This is a genomic window from Vibrio sp. 1641 (assembly GCF_033339995.1).
Lineage (GTDB): Bacteria > Pseudomonadota > Gammaproteobacteria > Enterobacterales > Vibrionaceae > Vibrio > Vibrio alginolyticus.
In genome coordinates this window covers 71,251-86,937 of record NZ_JAWOVP010000003.1, presented here as the reverse complement: position 1 = coordinate 86,937, position 15,687 = coordinate 71,251, and the positions used below count along the sequence as shown (strand labels likewise).

At 43.4% G+C, this 15,687-nt stretch carries 11 protein-coding genes; 8 read left to right on the top strand and 3 right to left on the bottom strand.

The annotated features are described in order from the left end of the window. Nucleotides 1-505 precede the first annotated feature (505 nt). The 8 genes from R7Z47_RS08235 (at nt 506) to R7Z47_RS08200 (ending at nt 11,151) form a co-directional block, all read left to right on the top strand. Complete coding sequence (locus R7Z47_RS08235; protein WP_154204617.1) at nt 506-1,699, top strand: iron-containing alcohol dehydrogenase; 1,194 nt, start codon at nt 506-508, stop codon at nt 1,697-1,699. 161 nt (nt 1,700-1,860) lie between these two features. Next, nucleotides 1,861-3,066 (top strand): aromatic amino acid transport family protein, encoded by a 1,206-nt coding sequence (locus R7Z47_RS08230; protein ID WP_005389084.1) that lies wholly within the window; start codon nt 1,861-1,863, stop codon nt 3,064-3,066. A 274-nt stretch (nt 3,067-3,340) separates the two neighbouring features. Beyond that, on the top strand, nt 3,341-4,465 hold the full coding sequence (locus R7Z47_RS08225) for an HD-GYP domain-containing protein (RefSeq protein ID WP_005389082.1): 1,125 nt from the start codon (nt 3,341-3,343) through the stop codon (nt 4,463-4,465). Nucleotides 4,466-4,552: 87 nt separating this feature from the next. Continuing rightward, nucleotides 4,553-4,771 carry a hypothetical protein gene (locus tag R7Z47_RS08220; RefSeq protein ID WP_005377723.1) on the top strand — a complete coding sequence of 73 codons (219 nt, stop codon included), beginning with the start codon at nt 4,553-4,555 and terminating at the stop codon, nt 4,769-4,771. A 324-nt stretch (nt 4,772-5,095) separates the two neighbouring features. Continuing rightward, complete coding sequence (locus R7Z47_RS08215; RefSeq protein ID WP_167415184.1) at nt 5,096-5,860, top strand: ABC transporter ATP-binding protein; 765 nt, start codon at nt 5,096-5,098, stop codon at nt 5,858-5,860. A gap of 11 nt (nt 5,861-5,871) precedes the next feature. Continuing rightward, on the top strand, nt 5,872-6,756 hold the full coding sequence (locus R7Z47_RS08210) for an iron-siderophore ABC transporter substrate-binding protein (protein ID WP_005377718.1): 885 nt from the start codon (nt 5,872-5,874) through the stop codon (nt 6,754-6,756). Continuing rightward, entirely contained in the window at nt 6,753-8,729 is a 1,977-nt protein-coding gene (gene fhuB, locus R7Z47_RS08205) for a Fe(3+)-hydroxamate ABC transporter permease FhuB (protein WP_167415185.1), read from the top strand. The genes R7Z47_RS08210 and fhuB overlap by 4 nt, the downstream gene beginning before the upstream one ends. A gap of 199 nt (nt 8,730-8,928) precedes the next feature. After that, the gene (locus R7Z47_RS08200) at nt 8,929-11,151 is read left to right on the top strand and encodes a TonB-dependent siderophore receptor (RefSeq protein ID WP_158173868.1); all 2,223 of its coding nucleotides are present in this window, start codon (nt 8,929-8,931) and stop codon (nt 11,149-11,151) included. A gap of 42 nt (nt 11,152-11,193) precedes the next feature. Here R7Z47_RS08200 and R7Z47_RS08195 read toward each other — a convergent pair whose 3' ends face one another. The 3 genes from R7Z47_RS08195 to R7Z47_RS08185 form a co-directional block, all read right to left on the bottom strand. Continuing rightward, a complete protein-coding gene (locus tag R7Z47_RS08195) occupies nt 11,194-11,742 on the bottom strand; it encodes a hypothetical protein (protein WP_005377712.1) in 549 nt (182 codons plus the stop codon). A gap of 250 nt (nt 11,743-11,992) precedes the next feature. Then, nucleotides 11,993-13,768 carry an ABC transporter transmembrane domain-containing protein gene (locus tag R7Z47_RS08190; RefSeq protein ID WP_167415186.1) on the bottom strand — a complete coding sequence of 592 codons (1,776 nt, stop codon included), beginning with the start codon at nt 13,766-13,768 and terminating at the stop codon, nt 11,993-11,995. Between the two features lie 3 nt (nt 13,769-13,771). Beyond that, complete coding sequence (locus R7Z47_RS08185) at nt 13,772-15,511, bottom strand: ABC transporter transmembrane domain-containing protein (protein WP_262606558.1); 1,740 nt, start codon at nt 15,509-15,511, stop codon at nt 13,772-13,774. Nucleotides 15,512-15,687: the final 176 nt, after the last annotated feature.

The following is a 15,687-nucleotide window of genomic DNA, read 5'->3' as shown; positions in this document are numbered from 1 at the left end:
CGGGATAATAATCCTAGTTGCATAATAATATCACCTGAAGCTCATGGTTAAGAGTCAGATATTTGAACTAAGTATAAGTTTTGAAAGATTATTGTTGCTCTTGTTGACTTATTTGAAAACGACAATAAATCATGATGTAACGCATTCTTATTTTTATTTTTGTAAATCGTGTTCGGGCTCAACCAGAGACACACGGTATTGATGTGTGATTAACAGAATTTATATTGTTGCTTTTGAAGGCAAAAAATAAGAAGACTTCTTCGAGGCTCGCTCTGTAACTAACAGAGTAATAGGTAAAGCAGCTTGTTAACTACATGACAATAGAGCGTCGTTGAAAACATTTTCTCTGTAGCTCATGTCGTTGAGGAAAGATAATAAAATGGTACGGTTTCCCAGTGATGCTAGCCCTTTTAGTGAGATAAGTTTATTGAAAATGTGTGATTGCAAAGTAAGCATAGGTAGTAAAAGTAGCTAGAATGATAGCTCTAAATGAAAAGGATTTCGTATGTTGAAGCATCGTTTATACCGGAGTTACACCGCTGGGTTAAAAATTGCAGCCCATATCCTTCCTATGCCGAGACCAACCTTGTTTTCCGGCCCTGGTTCGATGAATGAGCTATTAGAATCGATGACCGAGCTGGGATTTAAACGCGTTTTGTTAGTTACCGACGAAGGGTTAGTCCAAGTCGGTATTGTAGATAAGGTGCTTGAGGCTGCAGCAAAACTCGATTTACAGTTAGATGTTTTCTCGCAAGTTAAGCCCGATCCTACCTATGATCAGGTAGAGAGCGGTCTAGAGGCTTATCATCGTTTTCATTGTGAGGGCATATTAGCTTTGGGTGGCGGCTCTGCAATGGATTGTGCAAAAGTCATCGCTGCGAAAGTTACCAATAAACGGCCAATCAAAAAATTAGCTGGACTATTGAAGGTATGGCGAATGCCAGCGCCGCTTTTTGCTATTCCAACAACGGCTGGAACCGGAAGTGAAGTTACTATCGCTGCGGTCGTGTCAGATCCCTCCTCACACATTAAAACCCCTTTAATGGATCCAAAGTTGGTGCCACTAATGGCAGCTTTAGATGCGAATTTAATGATTGGTTTACCTCCTAAGATCACGGCTGATACTGGCGTTGATGCATTAACCCATGCTATTGAGGCCTATGTATCGAAAAACGCTACTCAAGAAACGATGGCTTATTCGGTTGCCGCTATTAAACTCATTTTTAAATATCTTCCTAGGGCTGTGATGCAAGGGGATGATGTCGAAGCTCGTCATAAAATGGCTATGGCATCCTATTACGCGGGTTTAGCATTTACCAAAGCGAGTTTGGGTTATGTTCATGCCTTTGCTCACACATTCGGTGCGAGATATGGAATACCTCATGGTATGGCAAACGGATTAGCCTTGTTGCCTGTGCTGCGCTTTTCATTATCAGAGATTGAGCCTCAACTAAGAAAGCTCGATGAGTTGACGGCCGAGGGGCAGTTAGGTAACGCAAGTGCTCAGCATTTTTTGGCGAATCTGGAGTCCTTGTTTTCAACTATTGATATTGAGCAAACCAGTGCGCTCATTCAACGTGAAGATGCTGATGCGCTTGTTGATTTAATTCTGAAAGAGGCGCACTGGAATTACCCTGTTCCCAAGTTCATGAACAGGGAAGAATGCACACAGTTATTGTTAAATATCAGTAAGGTGTAAATTATAGTTTACATGTGTGGTTTTTTATCCTTACACTTTGCTTGATCTTCTGCTAAAGATCCTACAATATCGACGGCAATACAAATATGGTGTTGGTTTCGGTCCGCCGTTGCCCGATCTAATACTGATAATTTCTAATAAAGTGTAAAGATTAATATACAATGAGTCGTTCTAAAGTATTCGGTAGTACGCTAATTATTGCGGGCACTACAATAGGCGCTGGTATGCTAGCGCTTCCACTTGCCTCTGCCGGCATTGGTTTTTCAACTTCTATTATCATCATGCTAGGCTTATGGGCTCTGATGGCTTTCACTGCCTTGCTTATGCTTGAGCTTCATCAACATGCGGAGAGTGGTGCTACACTTCATACTTTGGCGAAACAGATCCTAGGTCAAAAAGGCAAGTGGGTGGCAAGTTTTGCGATGTTGTTTCTTTTCTACTCGTTGTGTGCAGCGTATATCGCTGGCGGTGGTGCTCAGTTCGGAGACCGCCTTGCACAATGGTTTGACCTCGATATTTCAGGGCCTACATCAACGATAATCTTTACCTTGATTGTGACTTTAGTTGTGACAGTGGGTACCGGTACGGTCGATAAAGTAAACCGAGTTCTGTTCGCGATGAAGCTCATTGCGATGGTTGCGGTGCTTTCTTTTCTTGCTCCAAACGTTACGGAATCTTACTTGTTAAGTATGCCAATCGAACAAGGCCTTGTTGTAGCGGCGATTCCGGTGATCTTTACTTCGTTTGGTTTCCACGGAAGTATACCTGCAATTGTGAATTACTTAGACGGTGACACTTCTTCTTTACGCAAAGCCGTTATTATTGGTTCGACGATTCCACTCGTTATTTATATCTTTTGGCAAATCGTGACGTTGGGTGTGGTTAGCCAAAGTACGCTTGTTGAGAACGGAGGGTTGAGCGCACTGATTGGTCAACTATCTCAGACAGTACACCAATCAAATTTGGGTAGCATTGTTGGTGTGTTTGCTGACTTGGCATTGTTGACATCGTTCCTTGGCGTGAGTTTGGGTCTATTCGAATTTTTGGGTGATACCATCAAAGGAAGTAACGATAAGCCTAATCGTTTGATTGCGGCACTAGTGACGTTTACTCCACCGCTAGGCTTCGCACTTTTCTATCCTCAAGGCTTTATTATGGCTTTGGGCTATGCAGCGATTGCCTTAGCGATTTTAGCCATCTTTTTGCCTTTGGTTATGGTGATCAAGGTTCGTAAATCGGATGATTTTACTGGGGAGTACCGCGTCGCAGGTGGTCAAGGTGCGTTAGTGATAACGGGCATCGCTGGCACTGGCATCGTATTCGCTCAGGTGTTAATTACGCTGGGTGTGCTTCCTGCTCTAGGCTAGTTGTTTAGAACGTTCTTTGAATAACTTCTAGTTACTGAATCCATCGTAATCAATCAGTATTGTTAGGCCAACGAGTTTCGCTCGTTGGCTTTTTTAATCTGGATCAAATTACCGTAAGATATCCGGTGAAAAAATTGGTAGAAATGTGCTTTTATTTCGTACACTTAAGTTGTGGTATATCGATAATTTAAGTGGAGAAAACCGCTCAAAAGACCATTGAATTTGCAACACAATGAGCTTTTCTTGTTTCTCTGCTTTGGTGTGGAGGTGAAGCATGGCGCACCGGAGTTTTTACCCGTTTGCAAAACCGCTTAACGAGCAACTGCAAACGCTAAAAGGCAGGATGCAGGCGCACTTGCCATGTATTGATAGGGTGTCATTTGCAAAATATCACCCAGACCAAGATGTGCTCAAATCATTTGCAGAAAGTGAGTTCGACACTTGGTGTTTAGCCCATCACGAATCAGCATTCCGTAAACTCCACCACCTCAATATTGCCTCTAAAAACGCGGTTCCTCGTATCGTCGAAGACCTTCATGATATTAAGCACTGTCCTCGGGTTCAAATTTTACTCAAACACGGATATCAGTCGTCGGCTGCTATTCCTTGTTATGACAATAAAGCTTTTACTGGTTTTGTATTTTTGAACTCCACTCAACGTGATGCGTTTAGTTTAGAAGCGCTGAATGGTCTTAAACCTTATTTCGAAATGATTCGATTTGCGGTTGAATCAGAAACTCAAGTAGTCAATGCGATAGAAACGCTAGCGAACCGAATGCAATGTATGATGCCAGGCTATTCACCTGAGTATTACGCGCATACCAAACGCATGAAGTACTACAGTCAAATTATCGCAACGCAGTTAGCGGATCGTTATCACCTGAATGACGAAATGGTCGAAGATATTGGTATATTTGCTCAGTTCCATTCGCTCAGTGATAGTCAGCTGCCAGTTGAAATTGCTAGCCGTCGAACAAATTACTCTCAAGAACAAGAGGCGATATTGATTCAACATATTGAGCGTTGTATCGATTCAGCTGATGACATAGTTGCCCGTATCGGAAATCCGGTTCACCCGAGTGTGACTTTGTTTTTGCAGATGGTTACTTATCAGTACGAAAACTTAAATGGCACTGGTTATCCGTATGGTTTAACCAGTGACGATATACCAATCGCCGCGCAAATTACGGCTGCTGCAAATGCCTTTGATTTTATGACGACGCACCATCCGTATAGACAAGCGTGGTCCATCCCATACGCATTGTTAGAGCTTGAAAAATGGGTATATCAGGGATGGTTATCTCGAGAATGTGTTAATGCTCTGCGAGAGCATCAAGGTTATATAAAGCAAATCATCCACAAATATCCCGAGCACTATACAGGCTTGGGGCTGATGTGAAGATCAGTAAAGGAGTTGAAATGTTGACGAGGAGGAATATTTAAACAATACTGTTTTTATATACAGTAATAAGTTTGGAGGTGAAGTATGTTGTGGGAAACCCTTGAAAGAGTAAACCGCTTACGCCAACAAGCACTTGCAAATCCTGAGTTTGTTGAGTCAGCAAAAGAGCACGAACAAGCACTTCAGGAGCAAGAATACCATTATCAAACTAAGAAAAAGCGTTCAGCCAAAGACAAACAAGGTAAAAAGTCGCTGGCCGATATCTATAAAGAAGTAGAGTTTGGCGCTGACGCTCGTCATTAATGTATTCACTGCGGCATTTTTCATTTCTTCATACGCTGCAGTATTCGTTCAAATTTATGCGAGAGCAGTGGGAGACCGCTGCTCTCGTTGACCTGCCTATAATTTACTAATGAAGTTCAGCAGAGCAAATTATCACTAACACTTAGCAATTCTCTCAATGATCTTGTTGATGTAATGATAATGACAACGGTTTGCATTTGTATCTTTGTTGTTATATAAAACCTCCCTTATTAATCGTTCTGTTGAATAAGAACGGCAAACGTGATCAACGAATGAGAGCTTTGAATAACTGTTATTCGTAAATGGCTATTAGGTGAAGTAGGGATGTTGGAAGCTAAAGCACTCCAGTTTGAGATTGAAGGCAAGTCATTGCTAAAAGCGTTTGATGTGACATTTGAACCCGGAAAAACATACGCCCTTGTTGGACACAATGGTTCAGGAAAATCCACATTGTTAAAGTTGCTGGCACAGCAACAGCAATACACAGCTGGTGACGTGGTTCTGTATGGAACGAGCATTAACGATCTCTCAGCGAAAAAATTCGCCCAACATATTGCCTACTTGCCTCAGCATCTTCCGGTGACCGACAGTATTTTAGGTCGAGATTTAGTCGGTTTTGGTCGTTATCCATGGCATGGTTTACTTGGACGTTTGAGTAAGAAAGATCACGACATTGTTGAAGAAGCAATGGCGATGACAGGCACACTAAAATACGCAGATCGCTTAGTGGACACGTTATCTGGAGGAGAGCGTCAACGTGTGTGGCTAGCTATGCTGTTAGCCCAAAAAACCGAGTATTTGCTTCTTGATGAGCCTTTGTCTGCGCTAGATATCAGCCATCAAGTAGATATGTTGAAGCTTATCTCTAAACTCAGTCAAGAACTGGGTTTGGGCGTTATTATCGTATTACACGATATCAACTTGGCTGCACGATTTTGCGACTACATCGTTGCATTACATCAAGGTGATTTGATTGCACAAGGCAATGTTGAACAGGTGTTTACTGAACCTAAGTTGAGGGACATATATGGGATAGAGATGATGATCTCTGACCACCCTGCGGGTTATCCGGTGGCGATGCCAAGCTAAAGGTTGGAATAATGAGCAGTACAAACACTCGACTTAAACACTTCTCTTTCGCTCTCTCACTTAGTGCGCTTTTGGTCAGTTCTTTTCAAGCACTAGCTGACGCATCACCTCGGGTGATGTCGGTTGATTGGACACAAACTGAAACGATGTTGGCGTTAGGGGTCGTACCTGTAGGCGTTGCTCAAGGGCAAGATTACGATGCTTGGGTAAAATCGCCACCGTTACCACCTCAAACGAAGGATGTAGGGTTAAGAACTCAACCCAATATAGAGCGCATTTACGAGCTCAGACCTGATCGTATTTTTATTGCCCCGTACTTCTCCTCAATGAAGCATCGCTTAGTTGATATCGCCCCGGTTACCACCATTGACTTATATGAAAGCGGGATTACGGATTGGTCGGTACTTACCAGTTTCACTCGGAGGTTTGGTGAAGAGCTGGGAAGAGAGGCGGAAGCAGAGGCGCTTATCCAACAATATGAAAAACGTTTGTCTTTATTAAAACAGCGTATAAATAAAGGCCAGCCGCCACTTCTAATGATTCAGTTTATGGATACAAAGCACGTACGTGTTTTTGGTCAAAATAGTCTTTACTCCCAGGCTATCGAAAAGATTGGGCTGAGTAATGCATGGAATGAAAAGACGAATAGCTGGGGCTTCAGCCTAGTTGGCATCGACAAGTTAGCTGGCATAAAAGCTCAAATCGTTATCGTAGAGCCATTACCTTATGGTGGAGCGGAGCAGCTCTCTCAAGACCCATTTTGGCAATATGTTGTTCAACAATCTGGTGAAAAGGTCATGCAAGTCGCGCCCGTTTGGAGTTTTGGTTCTATGCCTTCAGCCCTCCGTTTCGCAGAGTTAGTTACGGCGAGTAAGGTCGAGGAGTTAACACAATGAAAACGATGCCTTTAAGCTTTGTGGTGTTACTTTCGGCATTTACCTTTTCTATTGGTGCTTTCCAATTGTACCAAGTAAGCTCATTTTCGTTAGCTCTAAGCAGTTTATGGGAGCCTAACTTTCAATCTATCGATTCTGTTTTACTTCACTTTAGCTGGTGGCCTCGAGTCTTCACCACGATTATATCTGGTGCTGGATTAGCGGTTGCTGGGGTATTGATGCAGCAAGTGCTGCGTAACCCTCTCGCTTCACCCACGACACTTGGTGTGGCGAGCGGTTCAAGTTTTGCTTTGATGTTAGCTACGCTATTCGCACCTTGGATGTTGGATATCGCGCCTAATTTGGTTGCTCTCATCGGCGGTGTGATATCGATGGGGTTGGTGATGCTGTTGTCATGGCGACGAGCGTTATCTCCAACGGTTGTCGTCGTTTCTGGGTTAGTGATAAACCTGTACTTTGCATCATTAAGTACGGTTATTCTGATGATGAATACCGAAAAGCTGAATGGGTTAATGATATGGGGAGCCGGTTCGCTTGTTCAGAGTGGATGGGGAGATTTCTCGTATCTTGCCCCTCGAATCGCACTTGCTACGATCATTGCATTTGTGATTGCAAAGCCGTTAAGTCTGTTGGAACTCTCCGAGCAAGGTGCCAAGAGTTTAGGTGTCTCGTTAGCTAAGTTGCGTTTTGTCTGTCTTGGGCTTGCGGTGTTAATCACTTCTTGGGTGGTTTCTGCGGTAGGAATCATCGGTTTCATCGGGTTAGCGGCGCCAGCGATTACTCGATTGATAGATATCAATAAAATCCAGCATAAGCTTTGGGTATCAATGCTGATTGGTGCCATGTTATTGACTTTAACCGATTTGGTTATTCAGCAACTGCCAGGGCTAATGGCGAGTTTTATACCAACGGGAGCAGCAACGGCTGCATTGGGCGCTCCGCTACTGTTATGGCTGTTACCTCGCTTATCACAAAAGACGCAGGGCCATACTCAAACAGTGTTAACTCGACATCGTGAACATGTTTACAAGCTAAACCCTAAAGCGATCTCATTGGCGTTGATCGGCACGTTAATTTCTGTTGTTCTTTTTGCCACGGTTGCTGTGCAAAATGAAGGGTGGGCAAACTTATTTTCTAGCCAAAATTGGATTTTTTTGGAGTGGCGCGCACCTAGATTATTTGCAGCAGCAATTGCGGGGGCAATGTTAGCGATTGCTGGAACCATGATTCAACGCCTAAGTGGAAACCCAATGGCAAGTCCTGAAGTGATCGGTATCAGTTCAGGGACAGCGATGGGATTGATCATCGCGATGTTTACTGGGTTTGGTTCGTCAATTTTCACTCTTTCTCTAGGCGGGCTCGTAGGTGCATTAGCGACGGTATTAGTCATTGTGCTGCTAAACCGTAAATCAGGCTTTCAGCCGGAGCGTATTTTGTTGACTGGTATTGCGATAACCGCACTGATGAATGCAATACAGAGCTTTATTCTAGCCACTGGTGACCCAAGAAGTTATCAAGCATTGGCTTGGTTGTCAGGGTCTACCTACTATGTCTCGGTTGAAACGTTACTCCCGTTGTCTTTATCTGCGCTTGTCTTTATAGGGTTGAGTTTTCTCTGCGTAAGATGGCTAGATATTCTTCCTGTCGGTGCCGCTTCCTCTAAAGCGCTTGGAATTCGAGTTGATCGTTCACGCGCAACACTGCTTCTTTTAGTTGCTTGTCTCACGGTCAGTGCGACATTGGTTGTTGGTCCGATTAGCTTTGTTGGGTTGTTGGCTCCGCATTTAGCTCGCTTATTTGGTTTTAACAAAGCGTCACAACACATGTTATGCGCCGCGATACTGGGGGCAGGGGTGATGTTGTTGGCTGATTGGTTGGGACGACAGGTCCTTTACCCGCAAGAAATACCAACAGGGCTTATGGCGTCTCTCATTGGCGGTTTGTATTTAATGTGGGGTTTACGCCGCTTATAGAAATGAGCTAAGCCTCAACCAAGAAAGTACTTATACAAATAAGCACTCGTAGTGGCATTCGTAACCTATGCGAGTGCTTTATGCAAAACCTCTGGTTTGTCTTTTACGGAAACAACTGGCGATGCCGTAACTCGCTTTTCTTTCAGCGGTCGCTGAAGTCATGAAGGGTTGGTTTGGCTGCCGACAAAAAGGAGAGAATATGACTCGGCAGTTTATGCTGACACCAACGTCGATGGCGGTTGTATTAGCTGTATCAACGCCAAATGTCTTGGCTCAGGAAGATGAAAATATAGTTGTGATTGGACAGCAGCAAGACAGTGCAGTTGGTCCAGATTTTAGTTATCTCGGAGCGAAGAGTCGGGCAGCGACGAAAACTGATATTGCCATCAATGAGACTCCAAGAGCGGTGTCTGTTGTTACGCGAGAGCAAATGGATGATCGTGCCTCTATTAGCATTTCTGACGCACTACAGTACACACCAAGCATTCAAACTAATTATTTCGGCGAAGATAACAAGCAAGATTGGTTTATTATTCGTGGTTTTAAACAGGCGAACAGTGGGTTGTATCAAGATGGTACCCGTTTATATTCTTCTGGCTTCTATAGTTGGCAAATAGATCCGTTTGCGTTAGAGAGGGTTGAAGTTTTACGTGGTGCAGCGTCTGTTCTTTATGGGCAAAACCCTCCTGGTGGGGTCATCAATGTTGTCAGTAAGCGACCTCAATTTGATGGGGGGTCAGGACTTGTATCTTTGGAGTACGGTTCTGAAGACCGTAAACAACTTTCTCTTGACGTAAACTCTGAGGTGAGTGAGCAGCTAGCTTTCCGCTTTCAAGGGTTAGCGAGAAAAAATGGGACGAGAATTAGTGGGGTAGAAGCAGAGCGCATTCTTCTCTCTCCATCGATGACGTACAAATTTAATGAGACGTCTGAAATTACCTTTCTAACGAGCTATCAAAAAGACGACTCAGATCCTTATCTGCAATTTTTGCCAGTTGAAGGAACGTTAACGCCAAACAAAAATGGAAAGATCAGTGATAGTTTAGCGATAGGCAATCCTAACTGGGAGACGTTTGAGCGTGAGCAGGTGTCTTTAGGCTATGAGTTTTCTCATGCATTTAATGATACCACTTCATTTGTTCAAGCAGCTCGTTACAGCGAAATGGATGTTAAGCTAAGACAAATGTATTCGTACGTTTACTCGGCTGACGTGCCTGCGTTGGGGCCGGCTTTGGACCCATCAAATGAACGCAAAACCATACTTCGGGGTGCTTCAACAGAAGATGGGTCATCTGATGCTTTTAATATCGATAATCGTTTGATGCACCAAGTAAATTGGGGAAGTGTTGAGCATAACTTGATGTTGGGCATAGATTTTCAAATGATCAGTATCGATGGTAAAGATTTTGCCAATGACCCTATAGTTGCTAATGGTAATGCATTATTAAACACACCAATGGGAGCTTTGCCCGATCCTAGGTTTAATGTATTTAATCCTACTTATTCGGATAACATAATGTTACTCGATCCGAATACGCTACAACCATTGAGCGAAACCGATAAGCAAAGAACGAAAATCGATAATCAGCAGCTCGGCGTCTACTTTCAAGATCATATGCTGATCAACGATAAATGGGCGATGTTATTGGGCGCACGTTACGACGATACAAGTAATGAAGTACATAATGTTACCACGGGTGCTCGCACGAAAGTCGATAATGGAGAGTGGACGTTTAGCGTGGGAACGGCTTATATTTCTGATTCTGGCTTCACGCCATACTTTAGTTACTCTCAGTACTTTGATCCAATTATTCAAGAAGACAGCAATGGTAAGCCAGCGAAGCCTGAAAGCGGTGATCAATTTGAAATCGGTATGAAATACCAACCGGATTCATTTGATGGTTATTTCAATATTGCAACGTATCGGGCAACAAAAGAAAACTTGGCTCGTATCTACTTGAGTGAATTAACGCAAATAGGAAAAATAGAAAATAACGGCGTTGAGTTTGAAGCTGTAGCTAATGTGACACCATCCTTAACATTGATCGGGAACATTGCGTACGTTGATGCAGAGATAAAAGAAGACATCAATAAGGCATGGGTTGGCAAAACACCTTCCCAAGTGGCGAATACCGTATCATCAGCTTGGGCACATTATCGTTTCTTTGATGGACCTCTTGATGGCTTTGCTGTTGGCTTAGGCGCGCGCTATACAGGTGAGTCATACGGAGACAATGAAGAGAGACTAAAAGTACCAAGTTATTTCTTAATGGATGCGACGGTCAGTTATCGAATCGGCGATTACAAGCTACAAGTCGCAGCTAAAAACATCGCGGATAAAAAGTACATAGCGACATGTGATGGCTTTTGTTGGTATGGCGACCGACAAAATGTTATTGCAAGTTTAACTTACGACTGGTGAGTTAACGTATAAATAAACACCCCTCACTTTAGGGGTGTTTATTTAGAAATCGGCTTTACGGACAAAGTGCGGGTTTTTGTACTTTTTCTGCGGGCCAAACGATGATACGACAAGTTTGTTCCATAATGTTTTGTCAAACTCACCCTTTGGAATCGAAGGGTAGAGGGTTTCCTCTTCTTCTCTTGCAAAGTTCATATATTGTTTCTTTTTAATTTGATTGTACTTTTTGGCGATCTGGTTATGTTTTCTTACCCACTCCAGCTTGTAATTGTGGAGCACTTTTTCACCATCTTCGAGACTCATTCGAGATAGGAACAGTCGCTTGTATGAGACCTTTCTGTCCAGCATTGTGCGCATAACGGTTTGGATATATTTACCGTGATGCGTAATGGTAATGTCGTTTTCATCAATAGGAGTGACACACCAGCCTTTAGGTAAAAAGTCTGGCTTCTTAAATTGCTTATTACGCTCCATTAGCGCCTGATGTAAAACTAAATCAGAGGTGCCGCGGAACGTCTTTTGCCATTTACCGATACGAATTTGAATCGAACCAGGCAAGCGATAGATGTTAGTAAACTTATCTTTGTCCATGGACTTGTGTCATGAGATTAATGTGCATAATTAGAAAGCGGAATTCAGCCCAATGCCACAGGCAGTAGACTTAAGTACCGTACGATTTTACAACGACCTTGCGTGATATAGCGAGGGGTTATGTCAATAATAGGTAAGAAATAGAAAATTAGTTCACATTATGAAGAAATTGGAAGCTTACAAGGCTAAATTTTGAAGTTACACCAATTATGCCCATGCCGACTAAATAAAAGAAGGCACGGGCATAAAATCACACCGCTTCTTCGAGTTGCTTGGTGTCTTCTTCAATCTGTTGTAGGTGTCGGTTTGCTTGCTGTAACTGATACATTTGAGCATAACGACCATTTTGCGTTAAGAGTGCTTTGTGTGTGCCTTTCTCGACTAACTCCCCATGATGAAGAACAATGATTTGGTCTGCATCTAGGATAGTTGACAGCCGATGAGCAATAACAACGAGCGTCATGTCTTGTCTGAGTACCGCCAAGCTCTTTTGGATTAAAGCCTCTGTTCCTGAGTCAATATTTGCGGTTGCTTCATCTAATATCAATACCTTAGGTTTTACCACAAGCACACGTGCTAACGCCAAAAGCTGTTTCTGACCTGCAGATAAATTAGTTTCGCCTTGACCTAACTGCGTGTCTAGCCCGTTAGGGTAACGATGAATTTGTTCTGCCAAACCTACCTTGTCTAACGCATCCCATATTTGATTGTCATCAACCGCCCGACTGAGAGAGATGTTTTCTCTGACTGAAGCAGGGAGAATATGTGGATCTTGTTGAACCATTGCCACATCTTTGCGAAGTACGTCTTTCCCTAATGTTTTAAGTGGACGACCATCTATGAGCAGTTCACCACATTGAGTTGGATAAAAGCCCATTAACAGTGACGCTAAGGTGCTTTTACCGCTTCCTGTATGCCCGACAAGCGCGATAAAGTCTTGGTGGTTGGCCTTCAACGAAATGTCTTTTAGGGCGTCCTGTTTACCATCGTAGCTAAATGTGAGGTCTTTAAGTTCGATAGCACCTGACCTTAATGGTTGATGATCGCCCCCGTAAGTTTGTTCTTTCGCATCAATCAATTCAAAAACACGTTCGCTTGATACTAACGCCTGCTGAAGTAGAGCAAGTTGCTGAGTCATCTCAATTAGTGGTTCAGTAACTCGCGCAAGATAACTGATAAATGCATACAGTACCCCCACACCAATCAACTCAATACCATTAAAACCAAAGATCGCAACCAAGCAAAGCAACGCAAGACCAGCGAGTAAGTCCATTAATGGTCTTAGCAGATAGCCGTTTAGCCGAATCACTCGTTTAGATGCCACCAGATGCTCTGCGGTTAGCTCGTTGAACTGTTTATTAAAACGCTCTTCTTGTTGCATTAATTGAATGACACTCATCCCTTGAATGGATTCACTCAGATTCGCATTTATATCGGTCAATAGGTCACGCATCTTTCGGTAGCTTTCTGTACTTAGCTGCTTAAACAAGTACATAAAGCCGATGACGATCGGCAGCAATACAAGCACAACGAGTGTGAGCTTCCAGCTCATGAAAAACATAACGCCAAGCATTACGACAATCATGACCACGTTTTTCACCACGGTCGCGATCAAAAGCTCATAAAATTGCTGTAAAGATTCCGTATCGTTGGTGATTCGCGACACCAATTTTCCAGCAGGAGTGTAATCAAACGCAGATAACGGCTGCTTAATCACGCCAGAAAATACTTGCTTACGAATCGCTTTGATCGTGTTAGCCGCGACAATGCTAAATTGCAATGACTGAAAATACTGGAATGTTGCCGATACGATCTGAAGAGCGATATAACCTACTGCTAGCGAAATCAGAACATTTTGTGAATAGTCACCTTTAGCGATGTGCTCATCAATGAAATATTGAATCAACCAAGGGCCGCCGGCGCTAGCTAACGCTGCAATAAACAGCAAGGCGAGTCCTTTAATCATTGGCTTTGGTTGAGATAATGGGTAAGACATTAACCGTTTAAACGTGCTGGTCTGGTTCATGCATTATTCCTCCATCGCCTGTTCTAGTTTTTGGTATTCGAACATTTCGGCGTACCATCCCTGATGCGCTAATAAAGCGCTATGTTGCCCACGTTCAGTAATGTGGCCGTGATTCAAGACAATGATCTCGTCTGCTGCTTCCAATGCGGTGAGGCGGTGTGCAATAACGATTAGGGCTTGATCACGGTAGTGTGTTTCCAAATTCTTAAGGATTTGATGTTCGGTCCGTCCATCAACAGCGGAAAGTGCATCGTCCAAAACCAACACTTGGGCATTCAGCAGCATAGCGCGTGCTATCGCAATACGTTGTTTTTGCCCGCCGGAGAGTGTAATGCCTTTTTCACCAACTTCTGTTTGGTAGCCTTCAGGAAACTTCTCAATATCGTCATGTATACAGGCTAACTTTGCTGCTCTATAGACTTCTTCTTTCTCTGCATTAGGGTTGCCTAAGGCAATATTGTCGAAGATAGATTTGGAGAATAGAAACGGACTTTGGTTAACGACAGCAAAGCGGTTTCGCCACTGTGGAAGTAGGGCATCCTTGATCTCGACATCACCGAATTTAATTGAGCCGTTTTCTAAATCATGTTGACGCAAAAGTAGTGTTAACAGGGTCGATTTTCCGCTTCCTACAGGCCCTGCAACTCCCAACATTTTTCCGGGTTCAAGTTCGATGTTTACTTCCGTCAAAGCGGGCGGTAAATCACTAGACCAGTGGAAATCGTCGATATCAATTTTTAACGGAAGTGGTTTATTTTCTATTGGCTTATTACCACTGATAATTTCTGGCTTTTCATCAAAGATCTCTTGTAGTCGGTTCCATGCGGCAGAGCCTCTTTCTAAAATGTTAAATAGGAATGCGAATGCCAGCATCGGCCATATCATCAACCCTAAATACATCGTAAATGCGGTCAGATCACCAAGCGTGATCTCACCTTTATCAACAAGGTAAGCACCAGCAGCGACACTAAGAAGGAAAGAAAGACCGATGGTTAACTGAATTGCCGGGTCAAATCTAGCATCGACTCTTGCGACAGCGATGTTCTTCTCGCCAGTATCATCCACAACCTCTTCAAAACGTTGCTGTTCTTGGTTTTCTAATCCGAAAGCACGCAGCATTCGCACGCCATTAAGTGACTCTTGTGTCATGTCTGACATGGTAGAAAAGGCTTCCTGAGCGACACGAAAGCGTTGATGTAGGATACGCACAATAAAGAAGATGATGATGGCAAGAAATGGCATTGGAAGAAGCGCCATTACGGTGAGCTTCCAGCTTACTTGCGTTAGCATAATGATTAAAACCGCAATACCAGTGATCAAAGAGTCTGCGGCGGTTAAAACCCCTTCGCCGGCTGTCATAACGATATTACGCACATCATTAGTGCCACGAGCCATCAGATCCCCCGTCTTGTAACGTTCAAAAAAACGAGGTGGCTGTGTCGATAAATGCCTATATAGACGGTTACGTAGAATGGTCCCGAGCTCCCAGCTTGCGCCGAAAAGCCAAATTCGCCATAAGATGCGACACCCATAAATAGTAAAGATCAGTACAGTTAACCCTGAGAGCCATAGAATCAGCGTATTTGTATCTAAAGTGTTGTCTACGACGCCATCAACGATGATGCCAACTGCTTTGGGCGGAACAAGCTGTAGTGCTGATATCACAGCGAAAAGCAGAATGGATCCGACATAGTGCCTCCACTTTTGTTGGAAATACCAACGTAGCTGCCAGAATATTCTCATTACGCCTCCCGCTTTAAATTATTGAATTTGTTATAGAACTATTATTGAGCGAAATGATGAGTTTACAAGCACAAGTTATAGGCGGGTTTAAAAACGATAGATTGTTTCAATTATAGCCATGTGTCGGCGCAAATTACTGGTTTTATCTCTATGAGCTAACTGTGCGACGACATTAT

What these genes read in the sequence shown, in the direction of transcription:
- R7Z47_RS08235 (WP_154204617.1), top strand. Translation starts at nt 506, where the DNA reads ATGTTGAAGCATCGTTTATACCGGAGTTACACCGCTGGGTTAAAAATT.
- R7Z47_RS08230 (WP_005389084.1), top strand. Translation starts at nt 1,861, where the DNA reads ATGAGTCGTTCTAAAGTATTCGGTAGTACGCTAATTATTGCGGGCACT.
- R7Z47_RS08225 (WP_005389082.1), top strand. Translation starts at nt 3,341, where the DNA reads ATGGCGCACCGGAGTTTTTACCCGTTTGCAAAACCGCTTAACGAGCAA.
- R7Z47_RS08220 (WP_005377723.1), top strand. Translation starts at nt 4,553, where the DNA reads ATGTTGTGGGAAACCCTTGAAAGAGTAAACCGCTTACGCCAACAAGCA.
- R7Z47_RS08215 (WP_167415184.1), top strand. Translation starts at nt 5,096, where the DNA reads ATGTTGGAAGCTAAAGCACTCCAGTTTGAGATTGAAGGCAAGTCATTG.
- R7Z47_RS08210 (WP_005377718.1), top strand. Translation starts at nt 5,872, where the DNA reads ATGAGCAGTACAAACACTCGACTTAAACACTTCTCTTTCGCTCTCTCA.
- fhuB (WP_167415185.1), top strand. Translation starts at nt 6,753, where the DNA reads ATGAAAACGATGCCTTTAAGCTTTGTGGTGTTACTTTCGGCATTTACC.
- R7Z47_RS08200 (WP_158173868.1), top strand. Translation starts at nt 8,929, where the DNA reads ATGACTCGGCAGTTTATGCTGACACCAACGTCGATGGCGGTTGTATTA.
- R7Z47_RS08195 (WP_005377712.1), bottom strand. Translation starts at nt 11,742, where the DNA reads ATGGACAAAGATAAGTTTACTAACATCTATCGCTTGCCTGGTTCGATT.
- R7Z47_RS08190 (WP_167415186.1), bottom strand. Translation starts at nt 13,768, where the DNA reads ATGAACCAGACCAGCACGTTTAAACGGTTAATGTCTTACCCATTATCT.
- R7Z47_RS08185 (WP_262606558.1), bottom strand. Translation starts at nt 15,511, where the DNA reads ATGAGAATATTCTGGCAGCTACGTTGGTATTTCCAACAAAAGTGGAGG.